This is a genomic window from Frigidibacter sp. SD6-1 (assembly GCF_030143255.1).
Classification (GTDB): domain Bacteria; phylum Pseudomonadota; class Alphaproteobacteria; order Rhodobacterales; family Rhodobacteraceae; genus TMP-24.
Genome location: NZ_JARJNR010000015.1, coordinates 30,935 through 45,103 on the forward strand (window position 1 = coordinate 30,935; position 14,169 = coordinate 45,103).

The 14,169-nt window shown below is 65.0% G+C and carries 15 protein-coding genes; 2 read left to right on the forward strand and 13 right to left on the reverse strand.

The annotated features are described in order from the left end of the window. Window positions 1-16: 16 nt before the first annotated feature. Genes P0645_RS18415 through P0645_RS18440 form a run of 6 tightly spaced genes read right to left on the reverse strand, consistent with a single transcriptional unit; the run spans window position 17 to window position 4,476 of the window. Entirely contained in the window at window positions 17-286 is a 270-nt protein-coding gene (locus P0645_RS18415) for an HPr family phosphocarrier protein (RefSeq protein ID WP_284166014.1), read from the reverse strand. Next, window positions 283-684 (reverse strand): PTS sugar transporter subunit IIA, encoded by a 402-nt coding sequence (locus P0645_RS18420; RefSeq protein ID WP_284166015.1) that lies wholly within the window; start codon window positions 682-684, stop codon window positions 283-285. Before P0645_RS18420 ends, P0645_RS18415 begins: the two co-directional genes overlap by 4 nt. Beyond that, window positions 681-1,607, reverse strand: coding sequence for an RNase adapter RapZ (gene rapZ, locus P0645_RS18425; protein WP_284166016.1), 927 nt, complete (start codon window positions 1,605-1,607; stop codon window positions 681-683). Before rapZ ends, P0645_RS18420 begins: the two co-directional genes overlap by 4 nt. 19 nt (window positions 1,608-1,626) lie before the next feature. Next, window positions 1,627-2,055, reverse strand: a complete 429-nt coding sequence (locus tag P0645_RS18430; protein WP_284166017.1) for an HPr kinase/phosphorylase — start codon at window positions 2,053-2,055, stop codon at window positions 1,627-1,629. Then, the gene (locus tag P0645_RS18435; RefSeq protein ID WP_284166018.1) at window positions 2,052-3,755 is read right to left on the reverse strand and encodes a sensor histidine kinase; all 1,704 of its coding nucleotides are present in this window, start codon (window positions 3,753-3,755) and stop codon (window positions 2,052-2,054) included. The genes P0645_RS18430 and P0645_RS18435 overlap by 4 nt, the downstream gene beginning before the upstream one ends. 19 nt (window positions 3,756-3,774) lie before the next feature. Continuing rightward, a complete protein-coding gene (locus P0645_RS18440) occupies window positions 3,775-4,476 on the reverse strand; it encodes a response regulator transcription factor (RefSeq protein WP_284166019.1) in 702 nt (233 codons plus the stop codon). 367 nt (window positions 4,477-4,843) lie between these two features. On the opposite strand from P0645_RS18440, the gene P0645_RS18445 reads away from it, so the two are divergent. After that, the gene (locus P0645_RS18445) at window positions 4,844-6,442 is read left to right on the forward strand and encodes a phosphoenolpyruvate carboxykinase (RefSeq protein ID WP_284166020.1); all 1,599 of its coding nucleotides are present in this window, start codon (window positions 4,844-4,846) and stop codon (window positions 6,440-6,442) included. Window positions 6,443-6,574: 132 nt separating this feature from the next. On the opposite strand, the gene P0645_RS18450 is transcribed toward P0645_RS18445, so the two are convergent. Beyond that, a complete protein-coding gene (locus P0645_RS18450; RefSeq protein ID WP_284166021.1) occupies window positions 6,575-7,330 on the reverse strand; it encodes a sulfite exporter TauE/SafE family protein in 756 nt (251 codons plus the stop codon). A gap of 158 nt (window positions 7,331-7,488) precedes the next feature. Between P0645_RS18450 and P0645_RS18455 the strand changes: the two genes are divergently transcribed. Next, complete coding sequence (locus tag P0645_RS18455; RefSeq protein WP_502855283.1) at window positions 7,489-9,153, forward strand: acyl-CoA dehydrogenase family protein; 1,665 nt, start codon at window positions 7,489-7,491, stop codon at window positions 9,151-9,153. Between the two features lie 63 nt (window positions 9,154-9,216). Here P0645_RS18455 and P0645_RS18460 read toward each other — a convergent pair whose 3' ends face one another. The 6 genes from P0645_RS18460 to lepB form a co-directional block, all read right to left on the reverse strand. Beyond that, window positions 9,217-10,449 (reverse strand): MFS transporter, encoded by a 1,233-nt coding sequence (locus P0645_RS18460; protein ID WP_284166022.1) that lies wholly within the window; start codon window positions 10,447-10,449, stop codon window positions 9,217-9,219. A 79-nt stretch (window positions 10,450-10,528) separates the two neighbouring features. Next, on the reverse strand, window positions 10,529-11,254 hold the full coding sequence (gene recO / locus P0645_RS18465; protein WP_284166023.1) for a DNA repair protein RecO: 726 nt from the start codon (window positions 11,252-11,254) through the stop codon (window positions 10,529-10,531). A 74-nt stretch (window positions 11,255-11,328) separates the two neighbouring features. After that, complete coding sequence (locus tag P0645_RS18470) at window positions 11,329-11,670, reverse strand: DUF1491 family protein (RefSeq protein WP_284166024.1); 342 nt, start codon at window positions 11,668-11,670, stop codon at window positions 11,329-11,331. Continuing rightward, the gene (era, locus tag P0645_RS18475; RefSeq protein WP_284166025.1) at window positions 11,660-12,571 is read right to left on the reverse strand and encodes a GTPase Era; all 912 of its coding nucleotides are present in this window, start codon (window positions 12,569-12,571) and stop codon (window positions 11,660-11,662) included. Before era ends, P0645_RS18470 begins: the two co-directional genes overlap by 11 nt. After that, complete coding sequence (gene rnc / locus P0645_RS18480) at window positions 12,561-13,253, reverse strand: ribonuclease III (RefSeq protein ID WP_284166026.1); 693 nt, start codon at window positions 13,251-13,253, stop codon at window positions 12,561-12,563. Before rnc ends, era begins: the two co-directional genes overlap by 11 nt. Further along, on the reverse strand, window positions 13,250-14,029 hold the full coding sequence (lepB, locus tag P0645_RS18485) for a signal peptidase I (protein ID WP_284166027.1): 780 nt from the start codon (window positions 14,027-14,029) through the stop codon (window positions 13,250-13,252). Before lepB ends, rnc begins: the two co-directional genes overlap by 4 nt. Window positions 14,030-14,169: the final 140 nt, after the last annotated feature.

A 14,169-nucleotide genomic window follows, 5' to 3' on the forward strand; every position in this document is an offset into this window, starting at 1 on the left:
CGCACCCCGGTCATGGTCAACGCTCCTCGCCGAAGCGGTTGGCGACGAGTGCGCGCAGCGCTTCGAGGAGCTTTTCCGCCTCCGGACCGCTGGTCACCACGCTGATCTGGGTCCCGCGCGAGGCGGCGAGCATCAGAAGCCCCATGATCGAATCGCCTGACACGCTCATCCCGTCCTTCTCGACGGTCGCGGCGGCATCATGCGCCTCGACCACTTCGACGAATTTCGCCGAGGCGCGGGCATGAAGCCCCTTTTCGTTCACGATATCGAGGAGAATGGGGGTCATTGGCTGCCCTGCCCGGAACCGACGTAACTGTTGATGTACTTCCTGCCGGCGTCCAGCGCCGAGGCAACCGCATCCGGCACCGGCAGCGCGCGGGATTTCGCCAGCTTGATCAGCATCGGCAGGTTGGCGCCGTAGATGATCTGGCGATCTTGCGACACGCAGGCCTTGAGCGACAGGTTCGACGGCGATCCGCCGAACATGTCGGTCACCACCACCACGCCATCGCCCTCGTCGACGGCATCGGCGGCGGCCATGATCTCGGCCTGCTTTCCGGCCCGGTCGTGATCTTCCTCAATGGCAATCGCGCGGATGCCCCGCTGGGGCCCCACCACATGTTCGACGGCGGAAAGATATTCCTTCGCCAGCCCGCCATGCGCGACGATCACGATCCCGATCAAGCCCCGCCACCTGCCATTCGTCTGGGCGAACCACCCGTCCGCCGTTCCAGTTCACGATGCCTTATAGACACCTGCCAGCCAGCGGCTGCAAGCGCCTTGGCCACCCGTTCCGCCATCATCACCGACCGGTGCTGACCACCGGTGCAGCCGAAGCCGACGGCGAGGTGGCTCTTGCCCTCATCCACCTGCGCAGGCAACAGGAAAAGCAGAAGGTCGCGGGTTTTTTCAAAGAACGTTGGGTAAAGCGGGTCATTGGCCACGAAGTCCGCAACGCGGTCATCGCGCCCGTCAAGCGGGCGCAGCGCCGCCTCCCAATGCGGGTTTTTCAGGAACCGGCAGTCGAACATCATGTCGAGCCCGCGCGGCACGCCGCGCTTGTAGGAAAAGGAATGGATCGAGACCGCCAGCCGTTCCGCCGCGCCCGCATCGACCCAGCGCGCGATTTCGGCCTTCAGGTCGTGCGGCGACATGTCGGTCGTGTCGATCAGGATATCGGCGCGCGCGCGGATCGGTGTCAGCAGCTCGATCTCGCGCTCGACCGCATCCTCTGGCGTCGGGGCGAGCACGAACGGATGGCGCCTGCGCGTCTCGGAATAGCGGCGCAGAAGCTCGCTCGGGTCGCAGTCGAGGAACATCAGTTCGGCATCGACCTCGGGCCGTTCGGTCAGATCGTCGATCAGGTCGATGAGCGCCGCGACCGAGAAGTCACGGTTCCTCACATCGATGCCAAGCGCAACCGGCCGCCCGATGGGAGGGCCGTCGAAAAGCCGCGGCACGAGGCTGAGCGGCAGGTTGTCGATCGGTTCGTGGCCCAGGTCTTCCAGCGCCCGGATCGCCGTGCCCCGGCCCGCACCGGACGGGCCCGTCACCATCATCAGCCGGTGGCGGTTGTTCGCGGTCGGGGCCTGGTCCTTGCCCGTCATCTGGGCGGTCCTCCGATAGCTAGTCCAGACGTTCCGACCTCAGCACATGCAGGATGGCCGCTGGAAAATGCGCTCCCTCGATCCGATGAAGGCAAGGGATGGAGATGCCAAGATAGGTGCGGACATGGCGCGGGGGAAGGCGCTCGCGTTCATCTATCGAAAGATCGACGGTGAGTGTGACCGGTATGCGGCCTGCCGCTTCGGCTGCGAATATCCCCGCGCCGCGAATCTCGATCCGGCCGCTGATCGTTGCGGGCGCCGCGGCATGGAGGAGGCCGGAGCGGACCGACAGAAGTGTCTGGTCATCGGCGACCAGTGTGCAACCGAAGGCCATCAGCTGCAGCGCCAGCGCCGACTTGCCCGAACCGGAAGGACCTGCGATCACCACTGCCCGCCGCTGCCAGGCAACGGTCGTGGCGTGGATGATCTCAGAACGGCTGTCCGTCACACCGGCAGGCCGACGACGAAACGGGCGCCGAGCGGTTCGGACGTGATGTCGGCATCGGTGGGCCGGATGTTCTCGGCCCAGATCACGCCGCCGTGCGCCTCGACGATCTGCTTGGAGATCGCGAGGCCAAGGCCGGAATGTTCGCCGAACTGGCCGGGCGGGCGTTCGGAATAGAAACGCTTGAAGATCTTGGTCAGCGCCTGATCGGGGATGCCGGGGCCGGTATCTTCGACCACGACCAGCACGCGCCCCTCGCGCTGCCGCGCCCAGATGCGCACCGCGTCGCCTTCCGTGCAAAAGGAAATGGCATTGGTGATCAGGTTGACGAAGACCTGCGCCAGCCGCGCCTCGAGCCCGGTGATGGTGATCGGTTCGGCGGGAAGATCGGCGATGAACTCGACGCCCTTCGACCGTGCCTCCTGACCCAGATAATCGCTGAGGTTGGTCAGCATCTTCAGAAGGTTGAATGCCTCTTCCTCTTCCTTCACCAGTTCGCTGTCGAGCCGCGAGGCGTTGGAAATATCGCTGACCAGCCGGTCGAGGCGGCGGACGTCATGGTCGATCACGTCAAGAAGCTTGTCGCGCTGATCCTCCCGTTTGGCCACGCGCAGCGTGCCGACGGCGGACCGCAGTGAGGCGAGCGGGTTCTTGATCTCGTGCGCCACGTCGGCGGCGAACTGTTCGTTCGCCTCGATCCGTTCGTACAAAGCCGAAACCATCCCGCGCATCGCGCCCGAAAGCCGCCCGATCTCGTCTGGCCTTGCGGTCAGGTCGGGGATGCGAACGCGGTTGGGCGAGATCTTGCGGGCGTTCTTGTCGCGCCCGATCTCGGCCGCCGCCGCGAGGTCCGACAGCGGGTTGGCAATGGTCGAGGCCAGAACCAGCGACAGGCCGACCGAGACGATGATCGCCACGACGAACATCTGCAGCACCTGCTCGCGCTCGACCCGGACCAGCTGGTTTATCTCGCCCGCGAAAGAGGTGACGGCGGCAACGCCCACCACGCTGCCGTTCTGGCGGATCGGCGTCGCCACGGTGAAGGTCGCGTCACCCAATTCATCCTTTCCGGTATGGGCTTGGGTCGCGCCGGCCAGGGCCGCGTCAACCAGCCCCGCCGCAAGTTTCTCGGGATGGCGGGTCACGTCATGGCTGTCGCCGGGGCCGAGCAGCGCCTCGATCGTGTCCCACACGCGATTGAGGATGTCGGTGATGATGGTCGACCGATTGTCGCGCTGCAGACCGCTGATCAGCTCCTGCTCGGGTCGGGCCATGCCGACCGACGAGGTCACGAGCTGCCCGGTCGCATCGTAGATGAAAAGCTCCACGCCCTCAGGCAGCTCGATGCCGCCGGTGGTCGCCACCACGTCGATCCCGTCGCCAGTGACGAAATTCACCGGACCTGCTGTATCGAGCTGCGCCTCGAACACATCGGCGATCAGCTGCGCCTCGGCGACCAGGCCGGCTTCGCGCTGCAGGACAAGGCTGTTGCGGAACGGGTTGAGGTAAAGGACACCGGCAACCAGCACGACCATCGCCATGAGGTTGAACGTAATGATCTTGCGGGCCAACGGCGAGCGGTTGAGCGAGATGATGCCTCGCCGTTCCCGCCCTTCCCTCAGCTCGGAATCGACGACCCCTTCAGGTCCGACCCAATCCTCGCCGAGTACGACGTCTGCCCTGTCAGAGGTCCTGCCACCCACCACAAACCTCTACCTGGGGTCATTCTTCGTTGTAACGGTACCCAATCCCATAGAGGGTTTCGATCGCGCCGAAATCGTCGTCCACCATGCGCATCTTCTTGCGCAGGCGCTTGATATGGCTGTCGATCGTGCGGTCATCCACATAGACCTGATCGTCATAGGCCACATCCATCAGCTGATCGCGGCTTTTGACAAAGCCGGGGCGTTGGGCGAGCGCCTGCAGAAGCAGGAACTCGGTCACTGTCAGCGCCACATCCCGGCCTTTCCAGCTTACGGAATGGCGCAAGGGGTCCATCGTCAGATGGCCGCGCGTCATGATCTTGGTCTCTTCGGTCGTCGCGACCTCGCCGGTGGCGATCGCGTCCTGGCGGCGCAGAAGCGCGCGGATACGTTCGACCAGCAGGCGCTGCGAGAAGGGCTTCTTGACGTAGTCGTCCGCGCCCATGCGCAGACCCAGGACCTCGTCGATCTCGTCATCCTTCGAGGTCAGGAAGATCACCGGCATCGAGGTCTTCTGGCGCAGCCGCTGAAGCAGGTCCATCCCGTCCATGCGGGGCATCTTGATGTCCAGCACCGCCATGTCGGGCAGGCGTTTGTTGAACGCGTCGAGTGCCGATTGGCCGTCATTGTAGGTTTCGACCTCGAACCCTTCGGCTTCGAGCGTCATGGACACCGATGTCAGGATGTTCCTGTCATCGTCCACCAGTGCGATCCGCGACATTTCTGCCTTCCCTATTCTGCTCATGCCTTGTTTTGATCACAGTTTCCGTTTTTCGCCCCGCGGAATCAACTGGTAAGTACGAATCACCATGAAACGAGGGCCTTAGACCGTCGTGAAAGTTCGCGCGCATGACGAATTTGTCGCAGTCGGGGTGGTTTTGTTTCCGAATGTGATCACCGATTCACCTTGGTTGCGCTAAACCGCCCATGGTGGCGCTAACGCCCGCAAAGCCTTCTGGTTCAATGTGATAGGCTGGGTTATAGGCGGCCCAACGGCCAAGCCGTGACCGCCGGTTCCGATGGCCCGGGACCCCGAAGACCTGAGAAAGCAACCGATAGGCCGCGCGAGCGGCGCCAGGAGCGAGCAGATGAGCACAGGACGAGTGAACCCCGCCAACCGTCTGGAGGACCAGGGCATCACGGGGCTCGGCCATGTCTATTACAACCTTCGCGAACCGGCGCTGATCGAGGCAGCGCTTGGCCGCAAGGAAGGCACGCTGGGCAAGGGCGGTTCGTTCCTTGTCACGACCGGCAAGCACACCGGACGTTCGCCCAAGGACAAGTTCGTGGTCCGCACCCCGTCGGTCGAAGACACGATCTGGTGGGACAACAACAAACCGATGGACCCCGCCGCCTTCGACCGTCTGTACGAGGATATGGTCGCGCACATGCAGGGGCGCGACTTTTTCGTCCAGGACCTGTTCGCCGGCGCCGACCCCGAGCATCGGCTCGATGTGCGGGTGGTAGCGGAACTTGCCTGGCACGGGCTTTTCATCCGCCACCTGTTGCGCCGTCCCTCGGTCGAGGAGCTGGATGAATTCGCGCCCGAATTCACCATCATCAACTGCCCGTCGTTCAAGGCCGATCCGGCCCGCCATGGCTGCCGGTCGGAAACGGTGATCGCGCTCAACTTCGACCGGAAGCTGATCTTGATCGCCAACACCCAATATGCGGGCGAGAACAAGAAGTCGGTGTTCACGCTTCTCAACTACATCCTGCCCGGCAAGGGCGTGATGGCGATGCATTGCTCGGCCAACCATGCGATCGGCAACGAGGCGGAAACGGCCGTCTTCTTCGGCCTCTCGGGCACCGGCAAGACCACTCTATCGGCCGATCCCTCGCGCACGCTGATCGGTGACGATGAACATGGCTGGTCCGACAAGGGCACCTTCAACTTCGAAGGCGGCTGCTATGCCAAGACCATCAACCTCTCCCGCGAGGCCGAGCCCGAGATCCATGCCACGACCGAGAAATTCGGCACGGTGGTCGAGAACATGATCTTCGATCCAGAGACCTTCGATCTGGATTTCGAGGATAATTCGATCACCGACAACATGCGCTGCGCCTATCCTCTGGACTATATTTCCAACGCGTCGGAGAGTTCGCGCGGCGGTCATCCGAAGAACGTGATCATGCTGACCTGCGACGCCTATGGCGTCCTGCCGCCCATCGCGCGGCTGACGCCCGCGCAGGCGATGTATCATTTCCTGTCCGGCTTCACCTCGAAGACGCCGGGCACCGAGGTGGGCGTGACCGAGCCGATCCCGACCTTCTCGACCTGCTTCGGCGCCCCCTTCATGCCGCGCCGGCCCGAGGTCTACGGGCGGCTGTTGCAGGACAAGATCGCCAAGCATGGCGCGACCTGCTGGCTCGTCAACACCGGCTGGACCGGCGGCGCCTATGGTACCGGCAAGCGCATGCCGATCAGGGCGACGCGCGCGCTTCTGACGGCGGCGCTTGACGGATCGCTGAATGGCGTGTCCTTCCGCAAGGATCAAAATTTCGGCTTCGAAGTGCCGGTCGCGGTACCGGGGGTGGATGCGATGTTGCTAGACCCGCGCGCGACCTGGGCCGACAAGGCGGCCTATGACGCGCAGGCCAGGAAGCTTGTCCAGATGTTTTCGGACAATTTCGCCCAGTATGTGCCCTACATCGATGCCGATGTGAAAGCCGCGGCGATCGGCTGAGGCTGATTTCGTCCGGGCTGCGCCCGGCCGACCCGCGCGAGGGGGCAGCGCCCCCTCGCGCTCCCCCCCGTGCGAGGGGGCGCTGCCCCCTCGCGCTCCCCCGGAGTATTTTCGGACAGAAAGTGAGCAGGTCTAGAAAAGGGCCTGTCTTGTCAGGTTCGCGCCGGTCACGGCGAGAAGGATCAGCGTCCAGCGGCGGAACCTCTCTTGGTCGAGCCGGTCCTGGATCGCGAGGCCGAGCCGGTTGCCGAGAAGGGCGGGAATGACGAGGAGGGCCGAGACGGGCAGGGTTTCGGCGTTCAGCACGCCCGAGGTCAGGTGCGCGGCGCAGAGGGCTGCCGATCCGATCAGGAAGACGACGCCCTGGACACGCATCATCTCCTGCTTTTCCGTCCTGAGCGACAGGAGGAGGACGATCAGCGGTGGCCCCCAGATGCCGGAGATGCCGCCGTAAAGCCCGCCGATCACCCCGAGCGCGAGTTCGGCCCGGGCGCGATGCTCGACCTTCAGCGCCATCGGGCGGCCGGAGAGCTGCCAGAGCGCGAAGGCGAGGATCGGCAGGCCAAGCGCGGCCTCCATCGGAGCCTTGGGGATGAAGGTCACGAATTGCGCCGAGAGGAAGAGAAAGACGAGGACGGCGGCGATATGCAGGCGAAAGGCACGGGCGCTCTCGATGGCCGCGCGGCGTCCCTGCCGGAAGGCCTGCGTCAGGTTGGTGACGAAGGTCGGCAGGATCAGGAAGGCGAGCGCCACCGGCGGCGGCAGGAAGGCGGTGAAGGCCGACATCATGATCATCGGCATCGCAAAGCCGATCGCGCCCTTCACGAAGCCCGCGAACAGCGTGACGGCCAGGGCCAGTGCGATCTGGTAATGCTCGAACCCGGTCATCGTCCCTTCCTGGGTGGGTCTTAGCGGCTTTTCGCGGCAAGAGGGAAAGGAAATCTTCCGCGACACAAAAGCTCGCGAGGTGACAACGTTGCGAATTATTATTGCGCTGCGAATGCGAAATAGCTAGGACAGTGCAGATGCAGAAACGGAGCCTACCCATGGCGCATGACGGGGTTCAGATGCCGACGACCGCCCTTCTTCCCGATCTTCTCGACCTGACCGCGGCGGCGCTGCCCGAGGTCGAGGCGCTTCTTGCGCAGGCGCAGGCCGGGGTGAGGGCGCGGGTCAGCCGCGAAGGCAAGGTTTCGGCGGCGCTGCTGGAAGAACACCAGTTCGCGGCTCATGCACTCTCGTGGCTGGCGACCTATGTCGAGGCGCTGAGGCAGATGCGCGCCTGGGCGGGACGTGTCAGCGAGGCGGGCGGCTTCGGCGAGATGGAGGCGCTTCTTCTCCAGATCGGGTCCGGCGAATATCTGGCCCAGATCGCGGGCGGTATTCCGATGAGCCAGGGCGAGGTTGCGCGGCTTGCCGACATGGGTGTCAGCTGGACACCCGGCGCGGCGGCGGCGCGGCTGATTGCCGAAGGCAACGGCCCAGAGGCACGGGCGCGGCTTGTCAGGCTCATGCGCGACAATCATGGCCGCGCGACCTTCGGGGCCTCTGGTCTGGACGAGGATCTCGAGATGATCCGCGACCAGTTCCGCCGCTTCGCCGACGAGCGGGTTGTGCCCTTCGCGCATGACTGGCACTTGCGCGACGAGTTGATCCCCATGGGGATCATCGAGGAGCTTGCGGGCCTTGGGGTCTTTGGCCTGACGATTCCCGAGGAGTTTGGCGGGCTTGGCCTGTCCAAGGCATCGATGGTCGTGGTCAGCGAGGAACTGTCGCGCGGCTATATCGGGGTGGGTTCGCTTGGCACGCGCAGCGAGATCGCGGCCGAGCTGATCCTGTGCGGCGGCACACCCGAGCAGAAGGCCGCGTGGCTGCCGAAGCTTGCCTCCGGCGAGATCCTGCCTACCGCTGTTTTCACCGAACCGAACACCGGGTCCGATCTCGGATCCTTGCGTACCCGCGCGGTGAAGGATGGCGATGACTGGAAGGTCACCGGCAACAAGACCTGGATCACCCATGCGGCGCGCACCCATGTGATGACGCTTCTGGCGCGGACCGATCCCGACACGACCGATTATCGCGGCCTGTCGATGTTCCTGGCCGAAAAGACGCCGGGCACCGACGAAAACCCCTTCCCGACGCCCGGCATGACCGGTGGCGAGATCGAGGTTCTGGGCTATCGCGGCATGAAGGAATACGAACTTGGCTTCGACGGGTTCCATGTCAAGGGCGGGAACCTTCTGGGCGGCGTGCCCGGTCAGGGCTTCAAGCAGCTGATGCAGACGTTCGAGAGCGCCCGCATCCAGACCGCCGCACGGGCGATCGGCGTTGCACAGTCGGCGCTGGAAGCGGGCATGAAATATGCCGAGGACCGCAAGCAGTTCGGCAAGGCGCTGATCGAATTTCCCCGCGTTGCGGGCAAGCTGGCCATGATGGCGGTCGAGATCATGATCGCCCGGCAGCTGACCTATTTCTCTGCCTGGCAGAAGGATCATGACAAGCGCTGCGACCTGGAGGCCGGGATGGCCAAGCTTCTGGGCGCGCGCGTCGCCTGGGCGGCGGCGGACAATGCGCTGCAGATCCACGGCGGCAACGGCTTCGCGCTGGAATATCAGATCAGCCGCATCCTGTGCGACGCGCGCATCCTGAATATCTTCGAAGGTGCTGCCGAGATTCAGGCCCAGGTGATCGCGCGGCGGCTTCTGGACTGAGGCGCAAAAATCTTCGAAGATTTTTGCCAAGATTTTTTGAAAAATCTTGGGCGTCGCGCCGGATCAGCCGACGGCATCCACCGTGCCGCCGCGTGACGGACGCTGTACCCCCAGTCTCGGGTGCAGCCGCCCGGCGATCAGATGCGCCGCGCCCATCGCCGCGCCGCAGGCGGCAAAGATCGCGGCGGTTGGCGCGACCGCCAGCACCGCCCAGGCCGCGCCGGGGGTGAGGATCGAAGAGACATCGCGGAAGCTGGAATAGACTGCGGACATCTCGGTCCGCTCGGACGGTTTGACCGACATCAGGAAGGGCAGGCCGCCGACCACATCAAGCATGACGAGGAAGATCGAGGCCCCCATGCAGGCGGCGACCGTCAGCCAGGGCAGGGGCGACAGGAGCGCGGCGGCGAGGAAGAGCCCGCCGCAGAGGCCGAAGGCGGTGCGGACGGAGAGGCGCACCGAGGCGCGGCGGGCAAGCCGCAGCATCAGGGGCGAGATGAAGAGAAGCGCGTTAGAGATGGAAAGCGCGATGCCGCCCACCGTGTCGCCAAGCCCCGCCTCGATACAGAAATAGGGCAGGTACACCACATAGACCCACCAGCCGCAGGAGCGGATCACGGCAAAGAGCCATCCTGCGATCAGCCGGGGCTGGGCGAAGAAACGGGCAAGATAGGCGAGAGGGTTGACCGCCGGACCCTTCGCACGGGCGATCTGCTTGCCGTTGCCGAGCCTCAAGATCCAGAAGGCCGTCAGCAGCGCCAGTGCGAAGCCGCCTGCCATCAGGAAGGGCAGCGGGCGCCAGTAGCCGTAGAGCCAGACGCCCAGCATCGGCCCGACCGCCCAGGGGGTGGCGGCATAGACCATCTGCATTGACTGGCCGCGACCCAGTTCCGCCCGGTCGACGTAATCGAGCACATAGGCGTTGAAACAGACGAAGGTCGTGGCCGTAGCCATCGCATTGACGAGAAGCGCGAGCGGCACGGTGACGGAGGTATCGGCGAGCGCCAGCGTCATGCCCGCGAGATAGAGGCAGGCCCCCGCCGTATACATCCAGCGGCGTGGCAGGCGGCGGGTGAACCAGGGCACCATCAGCCCCCACAGAAGCGAGATGATCCCGGCGAAGAAATAGATGCGCGAGGCGCCGAGCGTGCCGCCCATCGCCTCGTGCACCGCAAGCGGCATGACGGAGATGAGCGTGCCGCGCACCGCGGCCTCGAGACCTGCGAGCAGGGCGAAATGCTGTATCTTCGGCTTCGGCGGATGCTTCAGCGCGAGCGGGACGTAACGCAGGGCCATGGGTCAGTGATGGTTCGCCAAGGACTGCCGGTCTGCGCCAAGCGCGACAGAAACCGCCTGCTCGCGACCAGAGATGTCGTTATTTTGCCCGGCGCCGAAGAAGATCGACGAACCTCCGACGGGCCTCCGGCAGCGGGGACGGTCCAAGATCGCGCGCGAGGCGCTCCTCAAGGAAGAAGCCGGTGGTTCCGAGGGCGGTGACAAGCTCGTCCTCATCCGCCGGTGAGGCGCCCAGAAGGCAGGGCGGCAGGGGCAGGAGCCGCGCCGCCCAGTCGCCCGCGCCCCGGCGAGAGACGGCGCGCCCGCTCTTCGGGCTGACAAAGGCGAGATCGTCCGTCGCGCCGGTGACGGCGCAGGAGGCAAGGTCGAGGCCGAAGCCCAGTTCCTCGAGCAGGAGAAGCTCCCAGTGCAGGTAGTCGGCTGGCCATTCGCCGCCTCGTGCCATTTCCGACAGAAGCGCCTGTGTTGCCGCATAGAGCGCGGGATGGGGATCGCGTTCGGGCAAGGCGAAGGCCAGAAGCGAAAGGATGGCCGACAGCCCGGCGAGCGTCAGCCGGTCTTGCCACAGGAAAGCGCGGGAGTGGAGCGGTTCTGCGGTGAAATGGCCCAGATGCTCCTCAAGCCGCGCCGACCAGGCGACAGCGATCTGGCTGCCCGGCTGCAGGACCGGCGCCAGACGCCGCGAGGCGCCGCCGCGTACCACGCCCGCATGCCGACCTTTCGACGGCGTGAACACCTCGATGATCGCCGCGCTTTCGCCGTGCGGACGGACCGATAAGAGCAGGGCTTCGTCGCGCCAGTCCATGGGTTCTTTCCGAGCCGAAGGCCGGGGGCTCTGCCCCCGGACCCCCGAGGTACTTTGGCCAAGATGAAAGTGGATCAGGTAGAAAGTCCATCCTGATCGAGAAGCGTCGTCCCGTCGCGGCTTTCGATCTCGATGACCCAGAGGTCGGGGTCGTTCTTGCGTTGGCGGGCGAGTGTCGCATCGACCTCCGCCTCCGGCCCCTCGGCAAGCACGACCCAAATGCGGCTGCCGCTTGTCAGGTCGAAGGAACGCTGGAAGGCGCGCGCCTGACCGTCCAGCGTGGCAAGCTTGACGAGCACAGCCCCGGCGGTCGGGTCGCCCCTTTTGGTGACATAGGCCGGGATGTTGGCCATCTCGAGCCGCCTCAGATAGGCCCGCACCCAGAAATCGGCCGTGAGGCGCGGTTCAGTTGCCATCTTTCCAGTCGAGGCCCATTTCGGTGAACCGTTCCTTTTCCTCCAGCCAGTTCGGTCGGACCTTGACCTGCAGGAACAGATGCACGGGTCGTTCGAGGAATTCCATGAGGTCGGCGCGGGCCTGGCTGCCCACCGCCTTCAGGGTTTCGCCGCCCTTGCCGAGGATGATGCCCTTGTGGCCGTCGCGGGCGACATAGATGATCTGGTCGATGCGGGCGGAGCCGTCCTTGCGTTCCTCCCATTTCTCCGTCTCGACGGTCAGCTGGTAGGGCAGTTCCTCATGCAGGCGCAGCGTCAGCTTCTCGCGCGTGACTTCCGCCGCGATCATGCGCAGGGGCAGGTCGGCGATCTGATCCTCGGGGTAAAGCCATGGGCTTTGCGGCAGTTCGCCCGCGAGCCAGGCTTTCAGATCCTCGCAGCCATAGCCCTTTTCGGCGGAAATCATGAAGGTGCGCGCGAACGGGTAGGCCTCGTTCAGTTTCTGCGACAGGGCAAGCAATTCCTCGGCCTTGACCCGGTCGATCTTGTTGATGGCCAGCGCCACGCGCGGGCTGCCGCGTTCCTTCAAGGCGTCAAGGATCGCCTGCACGCCCTCGGTCAGGCCGCGATGCGCCTCGATCAGAAGGACGGTGATATCGGCGTCCGCCGCCCCGCCCCAGGCGGCCGCGACCATGGCGCGGTCAAGGCGGCGGCGGGGGCGGAAGAGGCCGGGCGTGTCGACGAAGACGATCTGCGCCTGCCCCGCCATCGCGATGCCGCGGATGCGGGCGCGGGTCGTCTGCACCTTGTGCGTGACGATCGAGACCTTTGCGCCGACCATGCGATTGAGAAGCGTCGATTTCCCGGCGTTCGGTTCGCCGATCAGGGCGACAAAGCCCGCGCGGGTGGGTTCATCCGTCATTCTTCTTCTCCATCCGCGCCAGAAGGTCGCGGGCTGCGGCCTGTTCGGCCTGGCGTTTGGCGCCGGCCTGCGCGCGTTCCGCCTCGCCGGTCGCAAGTTTCACCTCGACGGTGAACAGGGGCTGGTGGTCCGGTCCGTCGCGGCTGATTTCTGTATAGGTCGGCGGGGGCAGGCCGCGCGCCTGTGCCCATTCCTGAAGGCTGGTCTTGGGGTCGCGCGCGTCGGCCTCGACGCCCTCGATCCGCTTGCCCCAGAGCCGCAGGATCATCGCCCGCGCGGCTTCGAAACCGGCATCGAGATGGACGGCGGCGATCACCGCCTCCATCGCGTCGCCGAGGAGCGCCTCCTTGCGGCGGCCGCCCGACATCATCTCGGACCGGCCGAGTTTCAGGACCGAGCCGAGGTCGATCTCGCGCGCCACTTCGGCGCACATTTCCTTGCGGACCAAAGCGTTATAGCGCGGCGCAAGCAGGCCTTCGCTGGCTGTCTTGTCAGCGGCAAGCAGCGCCTCGGCCATCACGAGGCCAAGAACCCGGTCACCAAGGAATTCCAGCCGCTGGTTGTCGGGCCGCGTGGGCGTGGCGATCGAGGCATGGGTCAGCGCCCGCGCCAGAAGCTCCGGCCGGGCGAATGCATGGCCGATCCGGGCCGAAAAGGCCTGAAGGTCGCCGCCCAGTTTCACTCCACCGCCTTGAAGAAACGGTCGGGGCGCCAGGTCCAGAAGTAGAAGAGCGAGCGGCCGGCGGAGGAGAACATGATGCGGTCGGCGCGGCCGATGAGATACTCGGCAGGCAGCATGCCCACGCCGCCAGCGGCGGTGGGGAAGCGGCTGTCCTGCGAGTTGTCGCGGTTGTCGCCCATGAAGAAATAATTGCCCGGCGGCACGGTGAAGATCGCCGTATCGTCGCCCGGGCCGGTGCCGATGTTCAGCACGTCATGCTTCACGCCGTTCGGAAGCGTCTCGATGAACCGTTCCTTCTGGCAAAGGCCGCCCTCGCCGACCGGGCCATTGGCGCAGCGCGGCCAGTTGCCCTGCGAGCCCTGGCGGGCATAGATCTCGTCGAAGGTGCCCGCGGGTTCCTGCGGTGCAGCCTCGCCGTTGATATAAACGACCCCGCCCTTGACCTGGATCTTGTCGCCGGGAAGGCCGATCAGGCGCTTGATGAAATCCGCACCCGTCGTCGGATGGCGGAAGACCACGACATCGCCGCGTTCGGGTTCGCCCGCGAGGATGCGACCCGAAATCGGGCAGAGCGCGAAGGGGCAGGAATAGCGCGAATAACCATAGGCCATCTTGTTGACGAAGAGGAAATCGCCAATGAGCAGCGTGCTTTTCATCGAGCCCGACGGGATCCAGAACGGCTGGTAGAAGAGGGTCCGGAACACACCGGCGATCACCAGCGCCCAGATCACCGTGCGGATCGTTTCGGCGATCCCTTCCTTGGCCTTCGTCGACATGATCGGTCCTGTTCTGCCGGTTCGGGCGCTACATGAGCGCGGAGGGGCAAAGAGTCAAGCAAACTGGCCCTTTGGCGCAGGGCTATCGCATTTGGCCGATGATGGACCTTGCGAAGTCGTCGGACCATGCTGATCGCTTT